The organism is Methylobacterium sp., from assembly GCF_028290105.1.
GTDB lineage: Bacteria > Pseudomonadota > Alphaproteobacteria > Rhizobiales > Beijerinckiaceae > Methylobacterium.
On record NZ_JAQGKL010000158.1, the window covers coordinates 1 to 15,097 of the forward strand.

The following is a 15,097-nucleotide window of genomic DNA, read 5'->3' on the forward strand; positions in this document are numbered from 1 at the left end:
CGCCTATCGGCGGCCGAAGAGCCGCTCGATGTCGTGGAGCTTCAACTCCACGAAGGTTGGGCGGCCGTGGTTGCAGGTGCCCGCAAGCGGGGTCGCCTCCATCTCGCGCAACAGCGCGTTCATCTCCTCGGGGCGCAGTCGCCGCCCGGCCCGGATCGAGCCGTGGCAGCTCATGCGCGACAGGATCGCGTCGAGGCGCCGGCCGAGAGGCCCGCCGCCGTCATCGGTGCCGTCCGGACTGTCGTCCTCCAGACCGCTCGCGTCGAGGGCATCGAGGATGTCGGTGACGAGCCCCCGGATCGACGCGCCGGCGAGTGCCGCCGGCACCTCCCGCACCAGGACCGCGCCGGTGCCGAAGGGCTCCAGGGTCATGCCGAGACGGTCGAGGTCGGGGGCCGCCGCCACGAGGCGGTCGGCGTCGGCGGGAGCCATCTCCACCACGTCCGGGATCAGCAGGCCCTGGCGGGCGATCCCGCCGCGCGCCCTCTCGCGCTTCAGCCGCTCGTAGACGAGGCGCTCATGCGCCGCGTGCTGGTCCACGAGGACGAGCCCGTCGGCGGTCTGGGCGACGATGTAGGTCTCGTGCAACTGAGCCCGCGCCGCGCCCAGCGGATGCGCGATGGGCTCCACCGAACGGGCTTCCATGTCCGGCTCGGGGCGCAGATCCGCCGAGGGCGGTGCGAAATCGTGCTCGAAGCGGGCCTGCGGCGCCTCGGCGAGACCCGCGAAGGCCCCTGCCCGCGCCGGGCCCGCGCGGTACCCGGCGGGCGCCCCGAAGGAGGGAAGTCCTCGGAGAAGGCTCGGGGCCGGACCCGCATGGGCCGCCGCACCAGTGTGCGCGACCAGCCCCGCCGGGCGCAGCGCTTCGAGGGTGCGGCTGGCGCCTGTGCTGGACCCGCGCAGGCCCGCCTGACGCAAGGTCTCGTGGATCGCGCTGACGATCAGGCCGCGGATCAGGCCGGGCTCCCGAAAGCGCACCTCCGTCTTGGCGGGATGCACGTTGACGTCGACGAGGGCCGGATCGCACAGGATCGCCAGGGCGAGGACGGGGTGGCGGTCCGAACTCATCGTGTCGGCGTAGGCGCCGCGCACGGCGCCCAGCAGCAGCCGGTCGCGCACCGGTCGCCCGTTCACCGTGAAGTGGATCTGGTTGGCCGCGCCCCGGTGGTAGCTCGGCAGGCCGATATGGCCGGAGAGCGCGAAGCCCTCCCGGGCCATGTCGAGGGGGAGCGCATTGGCGCCGAATTCCGGCCCGAACACGCCGGTCAGCCGGCGCAGGGTCCCGGAGGGGCCTGGATCAGGTTCGGCCGGAAAGACCAGGGCGGCGCCGCCCTCGGGGCGCAGGGTCAACCGGATCTCGGGCTGCGCCACGGCGAGGCGCCGCAGGATGTCGCCGATGGCGGCGGTCTCGGCCCGGTCGGATTTAAGGAATTTCAGCCGCGCCGGGGTCGCGGAGAACAGATCGGTGACCTCGATGCGGGTGCCGCGCGCGCTCGCCGCCGGGCGAACCTCGCCCTTCACCCCGGCATCCACCGTCAGGGTCGCCCCCGTCTCGGCCTGCGCGGTGCGGCTGGTGAGGGTGAGGCGGGCGACGGCGCCGATGGAAGGCAGCGCCTCGCCGCGAAACCCGAGGGTTTCAATGCGTGTGAGATCGCCGCCGGGCAGCTTCGAGGTGGCGTGGCGCTCCACCGCCAGGCTGAGGTCGGCGGCACTCATGCCGGCCCCATCGTCGACCACGCGGATCAGGCGCCGCCCGCCGCCCTCGATGGTCACCTCGATGCTGCGCGCGCCGGCGTCGATGGCGTTCTCGACGAGTTCCTTGACGGCGGAGGCCGGCCGCTCGACGACCTCGCCCGCCGCGATACGGTCGACGAGGATCGGGTCGAGGCGACGGACGGGATGCGAGGCGGACATGTGCGACGAACTATAGGAGCGGCGGCCGGTCCCCGAAAGGGCTCGGCGTGGCGCCCCAACCGCTGCGCACCGGAACCCTCAGGCGACGCCCGAGCGCAGGAGGTCGTGATAATGCACGAGGCCGACCGGGCATTCGTTCTCGACGACGATCAACGACGTGATCTTCATCGATTCCTGGATCTCCAACGCCTTGGCGAGGAGCGTCTCCGGCGCGACCGTGCGGGGGTTGCCGCTCATCAGGGCCTCTACCGCGAGGCTGTCGAGGTCGCTGCGGAACACGTTGCGGCGCAGGTCGCCGTCGGTGACGATACCGGCGAGGCGTCCGTCCGCCTCCACCACCACCACCGAGCCGAAGCCCTTGGCGTCGATCTCGGCGATCGCCGCGCGCATCGGGGTTCCGCGGGCGACAACGGGCAATTGCGCGCCGGTGTGCATGACTTCGCGGACCTGGCGCAGGGAGGCGCCGAGGCGCCCGCCCGGATGATAGATCGAGAATTCGCGCGCGGAGAAACCGCGATGCTCCAGGAGCGCCACCGCGAGCGCATCGCCGAGCGCCAGCTGCATGGTGGTGGAGGTCGTCGGAGCCAGGCCGTTCGGGCAGGCCTCCCGTGCCTTGGGCAGGGTTAGACAGATGTCGGCCTCGCGCCCGAGGGTGGAGCCGGCATTGGCCGTGATCGCGATGAGGCCGACGCGGTAGCGCTTGGCATAGCCGATGATGTCGGCGAGCTCCGTCGTCTCGCCCGACCAGGACAGGGCGACGACGACGTCGTCGGGCTGGACCATGCCGAGGTCGCCGTGGCTCGCCTCAGCCGGGAGAACGTAGAGAGCAGGTGTGCCCGTCGAGGCCAGGCTCGCGGCGATCTTGCGGCCCACATGCCCGGACTTGCCAATGCCGGTGAGGATGGCGCGTCCCCGCGCGGCCGCGATGCGGGCGACCGCGCCGCTGAAGGCCTCGCCCAGACCGTTGCCGATGCTCTCCATCAGGCAGGCCAACCCGTCGCGCTCGGTCTCGAGGGTGCGCAGGGCCGATGCGACCGCGGGCGTGGTCTCGGCCTCGATCACCGCGAGGCTGTGGCGCTGGGCCACGGCGTTGTCTGCTGGAGCCATCCCGGCCCGTATCCTTCCGGTCTACGCACGGGCCCGTGAACGGGCCCCGCAGCCGAGCCTATGGCGAGCGAATGTGGTCGGATAGCGGCTTGCTCCGGACCCGGGCCCGTCGGCGCCGCACCGGCCCGGTGCCGTTGACGGGGCATTAACCCTGGCGGTTGTAACCCTGTTAACCATGGCGCCCCGGACCTCCTCAAGGGGTCGAGCGTCCGTCGTCGGCCTGGTCTCGCCGTCGATCCACCTCAACCAACGCGCTCGAACCCGCGCGAAGCACAGCGGAAAGATCCCGATCCGTGACGCGTGCCGCGCCGAACGCAGGTTGGTCGAGCCGAAGCCTCGCCGGGCTCGCGGTGGCGACCGTCCTCGCCGTGTCCCCGGGCGAGGCGAGCGCCCAGACATTGCCATCGGGAAGCCCCGACGCGCAGGCGGATGCGGGCTCGGGTGGGTCATCCGGCGCGACGCTCCGCGGCAGCGGTCTCCCCAGCGGCATTATTTCGGGCTCGCAGGATCCCAGCGGCAGCATGTCGGGCCGCGCCACCACGGGCGAGGCCTCGGGAAGTCCGGGCTCGGCCACGCGCTCGCTTCCCGGTTCGCGCTCCGGCAGTGCCATCGCCTTCAGCGGGAGCGGCGGCGCCAACAACCGGGCGCCCACCAACTTGCTGCGCCTGCGCGCCGCGCCGCCGCGCCGCTTCGGCTCGGCCGTGGTCCGGCCCACCCGCGCGGTCACCCAGACCAATTCCTATGATCTTCGCCTGACGCCGGTGGTGCGAAATCCGGTGGTCGGCGTGCCGCTGCCGACCGTGCTGCCGCTTTCCGGCGTCCAGACCTCCAGTTTCCTCCTCGGCACCGCCCTGCGCCGGCCGATCACCATCGACGAGGCCTACGCGCCGCTCGGGATCAAGCTCGGCACATTCACGATCTTCCCGGCTCTCCAGCAGAGCGTCGGCTACGACACCAACCCGGATCAGATCACCAACAGGCTCGCGAAGCCCTCCCTGGCTCTGCGCACGGACGGCGAGGTGACGTTCCGCAGCGACTGGTCGTCGAGCGAACTTACGGGCGACCTGCGTGGCGGCTATCTCGACTACCCGGACAACCCCGGTGCCAGCCGGCCGAACGGCTCGGGCACCACCCGCCTGCGCATCGACGCCAACCGGGATACGCGCATCGACGTGGAGGGCCGCTTCGTCATCGATACGCAGCGCGCCGGAACCCCGGACCTCGCGGCCGGCGTCGCCAGCCGGCCGTTGGTTTCGAGCTACGGCACCACGCTCGGGGTCACGGAGCGCTTCAACCGGATGCAGATCTCCGTGCGCGGCCTGGTCGACCGCTCGGAGTTCGAGGATGCGCAACTCTCCGACGGCACGATCCTGCGCCAGAGCGACCGCAACCTGAACCAGTACGGCCTCCAGCTCCGCGCCGGCTACGAGATCTCGCCGGTGATCACCCCGTTCGTCGATGTCCTGGCCGATACGCGCGTCTACGACCTGCGGGTGGATTCCACCGGCATCCGCCGGGATTCGGACGGCCTGACGCTGTCGGGGGGCGCGAGCTTCGCCCTGACCCGCTTCGTCACGGGCGAGATCTCCGCCGGCCTGCAGCACCGGACCTATACCGACCCGAGCCTGCGCGACCTGACGGCGCCGGTCGTCAGCGCGGCCCTGATCTGGACGGCGAGCCCCCTGACGACGGTACGCTTCAACGCCGTCACCGGCGTCACCGAGACCACGGTGCCGGGATCGAGCGGCGTGCTGACCCAGACGGCGACGCTCGAGGTCCAGCACGACCTCCTGCGCAACCTGTCGCTGATCGGCGGCGTCACCCTGATCTCGAACGACTACGACCGGGTCAACATCACGGAGCGCGGCTTTGCGGCCACCGCCCGTCTCGACTATCGCTTCAATCGCTGGCTCGCCCTACGCGGCAGCTACATCTACCAGCGCCTCGACAGCTCCGTGGCGGGCTCGAGCTTCTCCGCCAACACCTTCCTGCTCGGCATGCGGATCAACCCCTGATCGGGCCGATCCGGTGCGGCCGCAACGTTCAGCGCACCATCGCCAGCGAGGCGCCGGATTTCGATAACGCCCCACCGAGGGCGCCGCCGCCCTGGCGCAGGCGGGCCGTGACGGTGCCGCCGGGCTGGTAGAGATAGACCTCGCCGTCGCGGTAATCCCAAGCGGTGACCTTGGCCAGATCCTTGTTCGGGCAGCCCGAAGCGCTCGCCTTGTAGAGGTCGAGGGCGGGCGCGCTCGACAGGGAGACCTTGCAGCTCGCCCCGGTGGCGTCCTTGGCGTTCCAGCTTCCGACCACCGAAGACCGCCCGCTCGCGACGATCGGCGGGGGTGGCGGAGCCACCGGGGCGATGCTGGGCGCCGGATCGGCGACGATGATGGGTGTCGAGGGCGCGACGGCGACGTTGGCGCTCACCGGCGGGGCGAAATCGGCCGGTGCCGCCGTGGCGCCCGGCGGTGGTGCCAGCGGCGCCGAGGTCACGGGGCCGGACGGGATCGCCGGGACGATCGGCTCCAGGGCCGCCTGCGGGCCGGGGGCGGCGCGACCGCGCACGGGGCCGTCGAAGCGCTGCGAGGCACAGGCGCCGAGACCGGCGGCGAGCGCGAGGACGGCGACGGACGGCAGGAGCGAACGCGGCATCGGTGGTTTATCCCGAACGGGGCAGGGTCGGGGCGGAGCCCCTGGGTTCGGGTCTGCGTCACCGGCAAATGCGCTGTCGGCAAGGCATAGCCTGCAACGTGCACGGGATTTGCCGGGAGGGCGGAGTATTTGCCGGCCGGTGTGGCGCGGCTGCCTCAGGCGGATGTTCGGAGGCAGCGCAGGTCCGGCCGATGGCTCAGGGGTCGATCCCGTCGATGGTCAGGCGCAGGTGCTTCGGCCCCCGCAGGGCCGAGCCCTGCCGGTAGGGTGGCGGATCGGCGGTCAGGCGCGGATTCTTGAGGCGCCGCACGAGCGCGACCAGGGCGGCCTCGACCTCGAACCGGGCCAGCGGCGCGCCGACGCAGTAGTGCAGGCTGCCGCCGAAGCCGAGATGGCGGTTGTCGGTCCGGTCCGGGTCGAAACGCTCCGGCTCGGCATAGACCTCAGGATCGCGGTTTCCGGCGGCCAGCAGCAGGACCAACGGAGCACTCTCCGGGATCGTCACGCCCCCGTGCGTGATCGGGCAGAGCGCCTTGCGGGTCCGGAACTGCACCGGCGGCTCGAAACGGAGCAGCTCCTCGACCACGCGGGGCGCGCGGGATGGGTCCTCGCGCAGGCGCCGCAATTCCTCCGGATGGCGCAGCAGGGTCAGCATGCCGTTGGTGATGAGATTCACGGTGGTCTCGTGCCCCGCCACCAGCATCAGGATCGCGGTGGCGATGAGGTCGAAATCGCTCATGCGCGGCGCGCCGTCGGTGCCTTCGGTGGCCAGCCCCGAGAGCATGTCGTCCTGCGGAGCCTTGCGCTTCTGGGCGATCAGGCCCTGCATGTATTCCGAGATCGCATCGAAGGTGCGGCTGTTCTCGGCGCGCAGCTCGTCGTCCTGATGGGTGTCGGGTTCGAGCGCAGTGGCGAGCTGCGTCGCCCAGCCGTGGAACTGCTCCTCGTCCTCGGGCGGGACGCCGAGGAGTTCGCAGATCACCGTCACGGGCAGCGGATAGGCAAGGTCGTCGACGATGTCGATGGACCGGGCGTCCCCGAGCTTGTTCAGGATCTCGTCCACCAGCACATGCGATCGTGCCCGCATCGCCTGCACCCGCTGGTGCGTGAACTGATGCATGACGGCGGCCCGCAGGGTGTCGTGGTCGGGCGGGTCCCGGAAGATGAAGGGGCGGTGCGTATCGGTGATGTGGTCGCGGACCGGCTTGACCAGCCAGTCCTTGAACGGATTGCCGGTCTTCGGCCGATCGGCCGGCGGCAGGGTCTCGGAACTCACGCGCGGATCGTGGAGCAGGCTCGCGATCGCCGCGTGGGTGGCGGCCACATAGGTCCCGTCCTCCTGGCGCGAGACCGGGCATTCGCGCAGGGCCGCGAACAGCGGGTACGGGTTCGACCGATGGGCCTCCTCCTTGACCCGCGCGAACAGGGTATCGTCGCTCATGCCTCGTCCTCGTGCGCGGGTTCCGGAAAGGCCAGGGGCAGGATCGTGAACGTACCCGCATCGACGCCACCGGGCTCCGGCGGGAACGGCGCGCCCGCCGCGATCCGCTCGGCATAGGCCGGCAGCCAGCGCGCGCAGTCGAAGGCGACCGCCGCGACGCAGCGCCCCGCCCGGCCGTAGACCGCGAGGAACCGGCCCTCCTTGGGGTCCCCCCGCGCGATCACGAAACCGTCCGCGCCCTCCGTGAGACCGACGGACTTGATGGTGATCCCGTTCTGGCTCGACCAGAAGGCCGGCACCTCGGCATAGGGCTCCGCGGCGTGACCCGCGAGGATCCGCCCGGCCCGGGCGCCCTGCGCGACCGCGTGTCCCCAATGTTCGAGCGCGATCGGATGACCGGGATAGAGCGGGTGAGGAAAGCGTGCGACGTCGCCGGCCGCCGCGATGTGGGTGTCCGCTTGGCCGTCGGTGTCGAGGGCGTAGCCGTCCGCGTCGCAATCGAGGCCCCCTTCGTCGAAGGAAAGCCCCGAGCCTTCGAGCCAAGCGGTGTTGCGCACGGCGCCGAGGGCCACCACGACCACGTCGGCCGGGATCGCGGTGCCGTCCCCGAGGCACGCGCGCATCACCCGACCGGTGCCGTCATCCTCCAGCGCCTTCACCTTGACGCCCGTGCGGATCGTGACGCCCCGCCTCTTGTGCATCGCCTCCACCACCGATCCGAGATGCTGGCCGAGCACCCGTGCGAGCAGGGTCGCCCCCGTTTCGACAAGCGTCACCGGCAGGTCGAGGGTCCGGCACGAGGCCGCGACCTCGCAGCCGATGAAGCCGCCGCCGATGACGAGAACGTGGCCCGGGCTCGCGGTGAGTGCGTGCCGCAACGCCTGCGCATCGTCGCGACCGCGCAGGGTGAAGACGCCCTCGAGGCGCGCCTGGTCTGCGTCGGGCCAGGCGCGTGCGGAGGCACCGGTGGCGACGAGCAGGCGGTCGTAGGCCAATGTCTCGCCGCCCTGGAGGGTGATCGTCCGGCGCACGCGGTCGAGCCGGGTCGCGGGCACGCCGAGGCGCCATGTGGCGTCCAGCGCCACGAGGTTGGGCAACGTCGTCGCGTCCGCCGCGATCTCGCCGGTGAGCACGGCCTTCGACAGGGGCGGACGATCGTAGGGTGGATGGGGTTCGTCGCCGACAATCGTCAACGAACCCGCGAAGCCCGACTTTCGCAGGCTCTCTGCGCCGCGAAGGCCCGCGAGCGAGGCCCCGACCACGACGGTTCGCGTCTCGGCGCCGCTCATCGGTGTGCTGTCCCGGCATCCTCGACATGGATGGCCTGGACCGGGCAGGCGATCCGCGCCCGCTCGATATCCGCGCGCGCAGCGGCGGACGGGGCCGGGTCGTAGTGGAGGGCTTCCCGCCCGTTCAGGACGAAATGGTCCGGCGCCGCGTAGCAGCACTGCGCGTAGGCCTGACAGAGGTTGAGATCGACGGTGACTCGAAGAGGGCCGCCGGAGGGCTGTGGGTCTGGATTCGGCTCGACGGAAGGAGGACGCTCGGACATGCTTGCGCAATGTCTCGGTGCCCGATCCGGTTCCGCGTCCGCGCGGTCACAGGGTGCGGTGCATGATCATGGCATCCACCAGCCCGAAGGTGGGGTGACGGAATACGGCGGGCAGGCGACCGACCTCGGCGAACCCGAAGCTTCGCCATAGGGCAACGGCGCGGTCGTTGGTCGCCACGACGAAGTTGAACTGCATGGCGAGGAAGCCGGCGTCACGCGCCTCCGTCAGCGCATGGGCGCCCATGGCCCGGGCGATTCCGCGCCCAGTGGCATCGGGGCGGGTCATGAAACCCGCATTCGCCACGTGCGACCCTCCGCCCGGCTGATTGGCCCGCAGGGCGTAGGTGCCGAAAACCGCGCCCGCCTGCTCGGCCACGAAGACGCGGTTGCCGGGAGCGAACCAGTAGGTGAGCATCGCCTCGCGGCTTCCGTCACGCGGCAGGGCGTAGGTCTCGCCGGCCCGGATCGTCGGTTCGAGGATCGCCCAGATCGGGTCGGCATCCTCCGGTCGGGCTGGCCGAATCGCGATCGGGTTCATGGCGTCGGCTCCACACTGAATATCGGCCTCACTGTGAGCCCGCCACGCTTTCCGTAACGGGCTTGCCATGACCGGCCTGCCATGACCGGCCTGCCATGACCGGCCTGCCATGACCGGCTTGGCCCGCGTGATGCCCTCGCGCAACAGGCATCGGCGAAGGACACCAAACGCCCGATTCCACGATTGCAATACTATAACATCTGCGCAACGAAACATTATAACATGTTGTGTGAGGCGGGATGCGCGATCGTCGATCAAGGGTATTGTGGGCCAGCGCTGTGCTAACCGGAGCGGCGCTCGGGTCGAGCCCGGCCCTGGCACAGCAGGCGCAGGCCACGCTGGAAGAACTCAGCGTGACCTCGCCGAGCCCGATCGTCTCGGGACCCACGGGGATTCCGGGTGCCAGCCCGCCGATCGGCATCCTGCCCGTGGTCACCAACACCTTCTCGCCGGTCACCGTCGTGACGGCCGAGCAGATCGCTCGGGATCAGCCCCGCACCCTCGGCGACGCCCTCTCCGACCGCCCCGGCATCTCGGCCTCGACTTACGCGCCCGGGGCGGCGAGTCGTCCGATCATCCGCGGCCTCGACAACAATCGGGTCCGCATCCAGGAGAACGGCGTCGGCATCCAAGACGTCTCGGAACTCGGCGAGGACCACGGCGTCCCCATCAACCCGCTCGTCGCCAACCGCATCGAGGTGATCCGGGGGCCGGCCTCGCTCCGGTTCGGCTCGCAGGCGATCGGCGGCGTGGTCAGCGCCGAGAACAACCGCGTGCCGACCTTCGTTCCGGCCAACGGCGTCTCGGGTTCGGCCACCACGGGCTACTCGTCGGTCGATAACGGGCGCCTCGCCGCCGTGACCGTGGATGGCGGCTCCGGCAACGTGGCGGTCCACGCGGACGGGTTCAGGACCGCCGCGGACAGCTACGCGACGCCCGCCGGCATCCAGCGCAACTCGGGCAACGAGAGCCAGGGCGGCGCCGTCGGCATGTCGTTCATCGGCGATCGCGGCTTCGTCGGCCTATCCTACAGCCATTACGACGCGCTCTATCAGATCCCGGGCGGCGAGGCGGCCCAGAGCCGGACCCGCCTCGATCCACGCCAGGACCGTTTGCTGGCGCGCGGCGAATACCGGCCCCTCGATGGTCCGATCGCGGCGGTGCGGTTCTGGCTCGGCGGCTCGGTCTACCGCCACGACGAGACCGGTCTCGACGGAGCGGGCATCGACGGCATCCGTGCCACCTTCAAGAACCGCGAGGCGGAAGGGCGGATCGAATTCCAGCATGTGCCGGTCGATCTGGCCTTCGGGACGCTCACCGGCGCGCTGGGGCTTCAGGCCGGGCGGCGCACCCTCGGCACCGGTGGCGAGGCCGGCGGCCTGCTCGCGCCGACGGATTCCCGCAGCAACGCGGTCTACCTGTTCGAGGAACTGGCCCTGGGGGGCGGCCTGCGCCTTCAGGCGGCGGGCCGGATCGAGGGCGACCGCGCCACCGGAACCGCCACGGCGTTTCCCGGCGACTACCTGCCCGTCGACGGCGAAGAGCCCCTCGCTTCCGGGCGCCGGCGCAGATTCGCCCCGAAGAGCGTGAGCTTCGGCGCCTTGCAGGATCTGCCCTACGGCTTCGTGGCGAGCCTGAACGGCTCCTTCGTGGAGCGGGCGCCCACCGCCTTCGAACTCTACTCGCGCGGCGCCCACGACGCGACGGAGACCTTCGAGATCGGCGACGCCAACCTGAAGAAGGAACACGCCCGTACGGTGGAAGCGAGCATCCGGCGCGCGGAAGGGCCGTTCCGCCTCGATGCCACCGGCTACTACACCCGCTACACCGGCTTCATCTACAAGCGCGACACGGGCATCCGCTGTGGTGACGACTTCGGCTCGTGCGGCTCCAACAGCGAATTGCAGCAGATCGTCTATTCTCAGCGCAACGCCACCTTCTACGGGGCCGAGATCGGTGCGCAGCTCGACCTGCTGCCGGTGGGCAATGGGTGGGCGGGCCTCGACGCGCAGTACGACTTCGTGCGGGCGCAGTTCGACGACGGCACCTTCGTGCCCCGCATCCCGCCGCACCGCGTCGGCGGCGGCGTCTTCGTCCGCGCCGACGGCTGGTACGCCCGCGTGAATCTGCTCCACGCCTTTGCCCATACGGAGATCGCGCCGATCGAGACCGTGACGCCGGGCTTCGACGATCTGCGCGCGGAGGTGAGCTACACCAAGGCACTCGACCCCGGGATCTACGGCATGAGCGAGGTCACCCTCGGCCTCCAGGGCCGCAACCTGCTCGATGATCGCATCCGCAACTCCGCCTCCTTCAAGAAGGACGAGATCCTGCTGCCCGGGCGCAATGTCAGGCTGTTTCTGACCGCGCGTTTCTGAGCGACGCCGGCGCTGTGCCGGCCGCGCATCCCCGTCCGGCGTCGGGGCGACAAGATAAAGGCCGACGCGGGAGCCCGGGTATGCTAGAAGAGGCCAACCCCGCACGAACCCGTGCCCTGGGCAACTCCATGAGGCCCCAGTGGCAAACGCGTTCAAGAGCGGTGCATCCCAGTCGCGCTCGACCAATGATTTCAACGAGCGTGCGAAGCTCCTGTCCGAGCGCCTGGGCGCCATCGAGAAGCCGGCTCAGCTGAAGCGCGGCAACGCTCCGCGTCGGACCTTCAAGGCCGGCCCGCGCCCCGAGGGTGAGCCGACCGAGCAGGCCGAGCCGCAGACCGAAGGTCACGAGGCCGCCGAGTCCGAGGGCGAGGCCGAGTCCAGCACCGAGTCCTGATCGGCAATCCAGCCCGAGACAGAGACCAAAAAAGAGGGCCGACGCTGCTCGTCGGCCCTTTTGCTTTGCGGATTCCTGAGCGCGGCCTGACCGGCCTTAGCGACGTGCCTTGGCCTTCCGAGCAGCATAGCGTGCGTCGCGCAGCGCCTTCTTCTCGATGAGTTCGGCGGCCTTTCGCTCGGCGGCGGCGAGCGCCTCGGCCTCCTCGCGCGCGATCTGAGCGGCGAGTTCGGCCTCCTCGCGGGCGCGCTTCTCGGCGGCGGCAGCCTTCTCGGCGGCGATCCGGGCGGCCTCCCGCTCCCGGGCCCGCTCATCGCGGGCGCGCGCGATCTGCGCACGGGCCTCGGCCTTGGCGATCATCTCCGGATCGTCCGCCGGCGGGCGGGCCTTGAATTTTTCCAGCAGCATCTGCTTGGCGCTGGCGGAATTCTTACGGCGGTCGTCGAAGTTCCTGTAGTCGAAGGCGCTCATCTGACCTTTCTCATGTGGTTTGTCGCTTCGCGTCCGGCGTTGAGCACGCGCGGCGCGAGCCGTTGGGGATGGTTATTCGGGTGGGTCTGGAAAATCGCAGCAGCCCCATGCCCCAAGGCGGGCCGGGATGCAACAGAAGCCGCCCGGCGAAGAGCGGCTTCTGAAGTCATGTTGAATCGATGCCTCCGGCCCTCAAGCCTCGGCATCGCCAGTCTCAGGCGGACTGGAGATTGCCGGCCGATTGCTTGCCGGTGCGTCGGTCGTTCTCGATCTCGTAGGAGATCTTCTGGCCCTCGATCAGGTTGCGCATGCCGGCGCGTTCCACCGCCGAGATGTGCACGAAGACGTCCTGGCCGCCGTCATCCGGCTGAATGAATCCGTAACCCTTGGTTTCGTTGAACCATTTCACGGTGCCCGTGCTCATGGTGCTCTCCTTTTCGACATGCTGTGCTGCTGGCCATCGCCTGCCCGGCCTTGCGCGCGCGAACGCGTGGTCACCCGTGGCGCAGGGACTTGGGAATGGGATGGGATCGAGGCCACGCCGGTCGCGTCGTCCTGCTGAGCAGTCCGGACGCGTGAGGCGTGAACAATCCGGCTCGAGACCGGCCATGGCGCTATGGCTGCAATTTGGAAATCCTGCGACGCGATGACAAGGCGCCAGCCTGGGTCAGGTTCCCCAAAAGGGCGCGGTGAAACCCGTCTGGCGCTCCGCCTCCGCGTCCGCTCGGAACGCGGCGTGAATCTGTGCGGGAGCCGCGAGGTGGTGCGGCCCGAGGTTGCGACCCTGCACGGTGGCCGGTAGTCTGACGGACGACACAATCGTTGGTGACAGAGCTTGCGTCAGTGACAGGGCTTAACGGCTTGGACATGGCCAGCACCGATCCTGAGGGTCGGGGCGAAGATGGGGATGGCATGACGGAGTTCGGGATGTGTCGGCAGGACGGCCGAGGGCCGGCGTCGGCGCAAAGATCGCTTCGCCGGAAAGCCCATTCGTGACGCGGAACCGGGGGCGGGTTCGCGTACACATCATCTCGAGGCTCGCACGCGCCGCGTTGCCGCTCGCCGCCGGCTTGGCCGGCGTCGGTCTCGCATCCGCGCCGGCAGCCGCCTTCGATCTGTTCGGCCTGTTCGGCTCGGAGGAGGAGCCCCCGGCCCCGAGCGCCGACGCTGTTCCCTATTCGGTGAAATTCCAGGGCGTCGACGATGACGATGTCCTGCGCGCCCTTCAGGATACCTCGACGCTCTATCGCCTGCGCCAGGAGGCCCCGCCCGACGGCGAGGGCCTGGTGCGCCGCGCCGAGGCCGACCTGCGCCGCCTCGCCGACGTGCTTTCCGGTTATGGCTACTACCAGGGCCGGGTCGCGATCCGCGTCGACGGCGTGAACCTCGACGGCGAGCGCAGCATCGTCACGGCCGCCGGTGCCGCGGAGGCGTCGCGCGCCCGGGCCCTCGTGCCGGTCAAGATCGTGGTCGAAGCCGGGCCGCTCTACACGCTTCGCTCCGTCGCGGCCCGCGACCCGCGCGGCAATCCCTTCGCCGAGGAGGTCCTGCCCGAGCGCTTCACGCGGGTGGGCGAAGAGGTCCCCGCCCGCTCGGCCACCGTGCTCGCCCGCGAAGCCCGCCTCGTCGATCGGTTCCGGTCGCTGGGCCATCCCTTCGCCAAGGCCGTCGCGCGCGATCCCGTCGTCGACGATGCCGCGCACGTCATGGACGTGGCCTACACGATCGATCCCGGTCCCATCGCGGGGATCGGGGAGGTCGGGGTGCGCGGCACGAAGGACATCGATCCGGCCGTCGTGCGCTCGTTCATCTACGCGGAGCCGGGCGACCCATACTCGCCGAAGGCCGTGTCGGACATCCGCCGCTCGGTGGCCAAGGTCGAAGGGCTCGGCGCGATCCGGGTGCGCGAAGGCGAGACCCTGGACGCCTCGGGCAATCTTCCGATCTTCGTCGACGTCACCGAGCGCGAGAAGAACCTGATCGGCGTCTCGGCCCGCTATTCCACCGTCGACGGGCCGGGCATCCGCGCCTATTACGCCAACCGGAACCTGTTCGGAGGGGGCGAGACCTTCCGGGTCGATGCCGACGTCTATTATCTCGGCAACGATCTCTACGCCAAGCAGCGCAAGGCCGCCGGCATCGACTCCAATGGCCTCGGCGGCCGGCTCTCCGCCACCTTCGTCAAGCCTGCCCTCTGGGGCACCCGCAACGACCTCGTCGCCAACGTCTTCGCGGGTCGCGAAGCTCAGCAATCCTATGTCAGCGACGCGGCGGGCGGCACGGTGGCCCTGCGGCATCGCTTCTCCGACACCTTCTTCGCGCAGATCGGTGTCGACGGACAGGCGGGCCGTTCTCAGGACGCGCTGGGCAAGGTGGATTACCGCCTCGTCGGCGTGCCGGTCTCGGTCTCCTACGATTCCACCGACAACCTGCTCGATCCGACCGAGGGCGTGCGCCTGACCGCTTCGGCGACGCCCTATGCGGGCTTCCTCGGATCGGACCCGTCGATCTTCGTCGCCAAGGCGCAGGGCTCGACCTACTACGCCTTCGACGACGAGGCCCGCTACATCCTGGCCGGCCGCATCGGTTTCGGCTCGATCTCCGGCGCCAACCTCGAGGACATCCCCGCCAACATCCGGTTCTTTGCCGG

Annotated in this window: 13 protein-coding genes; 4 read left to right on the plus strand and 9 right to left on the minus strand. The window is 70.2% G+C overall.

Features of this window, described 5'->3' with window-relative positions:
- Positions 1 to 3: 3 nt before the first annotated feature.
- Both mutL and JWQ05_RS11495 read right to left on the minus strand, forming a co-directional pair.
- Complete coding sequence (mutL, locus tag JWQ05_RS11490) at positions 4 to 1,914, minus strand: DNA mismatch repair endonuclease MutL (protein WP_299658578.1); 1,911 nt, start codon at positions 1,912 to 1,914, stop codon at positions 4 to 6.
- 78 nt (positions 1,915 to 1,992) lie between these two features.
- Positions 1,993 to 3,021 (minus strand): KpsF/GutQ family sugar-phosphate isomerase, encoded by a 1,029-nt coding sequence (locus JWQ05_RS11495; RefSeq protein WP_299658579.1) that lies wholly within the window; start codon positions 3,019 to 3,021, stop codon positions 1,993 to 1,995.
- 293 nt (positions 3,022 to 3,314) lie between these two features.
- Here JWQ05_RS11495 and JWQ05_RS11500 point away from each other — a divergent pair, with 293 nt between their 5' ends.
- The gene (locus JWQ05_RS11500) at positions 3,315 to 5,036 is read left to right on the plus strand and encodes an outer membrane beta-barrel protein (protein WP_299658580.1); all 1,722 of its coding nucleotides are present in this window, start codon (positions 3,315 to 3,317) and stop codon (positions 5,034 to 5,036) included.
- Positions 5,037 to 5,064: 28 nt separating this feature from the next.
- Here the strand turns inward: JWQ05_RS11500 and JWQ05_RS11505 are convergent, their stop codons facing one another.
- The 5 genes from JWQ05_RS11505 to JWQ05_RS11525 form a co-directional block, all read right to left on the minus strand.
- A complete protein-coding gene (locus tag JWQ05_RS11505; protein WP_299658581.1) occupies positions 5,065 to 5,673 on the minus strand; it encodes an AprI/Inh family metalloprotease inhibitor in 609 nt (202 codons plus the stop codon).
- Positions 5,674 to 5,869: 196 nt separating this feature from the next.
- Positions 5,870 to 7,114, minus strand: a complete 1,245-nt coding sequence (locus tag JWQ05_RS11510; protein ID WP_299658582.1) for a cytochrome P450 — start codon at positions 7,112 to 7,114, stop codon at positions 5,870 to 5,872.
- Entirely contained in the window at positions 7,111 to 8,403 is a 1,293-nt protein-coding gene (locus tag JWQ05_RS11515; RefSeq protein WP_299658583.1) for an FAD/NAD(P)-binding oxidoreductase, read from the minus strand. The genes JWQ05_RS11510 and JWQ05_RS11515 overlap by 4 nt, the downstream gene beginning before the upstream one ends.
- Complete coding sequence (locus tag JWQ05_RS11520) at positions 8,400 to 8,666, minus strand: ferredoxin (protein ID WP_299658584.1); 267 nt, start codon at positions 8,664 to 8,666, stop codon at positions 8,400 to 8,402. Before JWQ05_RS11520 ends, JWQ05_RS11515 begins: the two co-directional genes overlap by 4 nt.
- 46 nt (positions 8,667 to 8,712) lie before the next feature.
- Positions 8,713 to 9,204: a GNAT family N-acetyltransferase gene (locus JWQ05_RS11525; RefSeq protein WP_299658585.1), complete on the minus strand. Its 492-nt coding sequence runs from the start codon at positions 9,202 to 9,204 to the stop codon at positions 8,713 to 8,715.
- A 239-nt stretch (positions 9,205 to 9,443) separates the two neighbouring features.
- Here JWQ05_RS11525 and JWQ05_RS11530 point away from each other — a divergent pair, with 239 nt between their 5' ends.
- A complete protein-coding gene (locus tag JWQ05_RS11530; RefSeq protein ID WP_299658586.1) occupies positions 9,444 to 11,582 on the plus strand; it encodes a TonB-dependent receptor in 2,139 nt (712 codons plus the stop codon).
- 139 nt (positions 11,583 to 11,721) lie between these two features.
- Positions 11,722 to 11,976, plus strand: coding sequence for a hypothetical protein (locus tag JWQ05_RS11535; RefSeq protein WP_299658587.1), 255 nt, complete (start codon positions 11,722 to 11,724; stop codon positions 11,974 to 11,976).
- A 96-nt stretch (positions 11,977 to 12,072) separates the two neighbouring features.
- On the opposite strand, the gene JWQ05_RS11540 is transcribed toward JWQ05_RS11535, so the two are convergent.
- Positions 12,073 to 12,447 carry a DUF6481 family protein gene (locus tag JWQ05_RS11540; protein ID WP_299658588.1) on the minus strand — a complete coding sequence of 125 codons (375 nt, stop codon included), beginning with the start codon at positions 12,445 to 12,447 and terminating at the stop codon, positions 12,073 to 12,075.
- Between the two features lie 214 nt (positions 12,448 to 12,661).
- Positions 12,662 to 12,871, minus strand: coding sequence for a cold-shock protein (locus JWQ05_RS11545; RefSeq protein ID WP_299658589.1), 210 nt, complete (start codon positions 12,869 to 12,871; stop codon positions 12,662 to 12,664).
- Between the two features lie 628 nt (positions 12,872 to 13,499).
- Here JWQ05_RS11545 and JWQ05_RS11550 point away from each other — a divergent pair.
- Positions 13,500 to 15,097, plus strand: a 1,598-nt coding sequence (locus JWQ05_RS11550) for a BamA/TamA family outer membrane protein (protein ID WP_299658590.1), incomplete at its 3' end; no start/stop codon positions are given.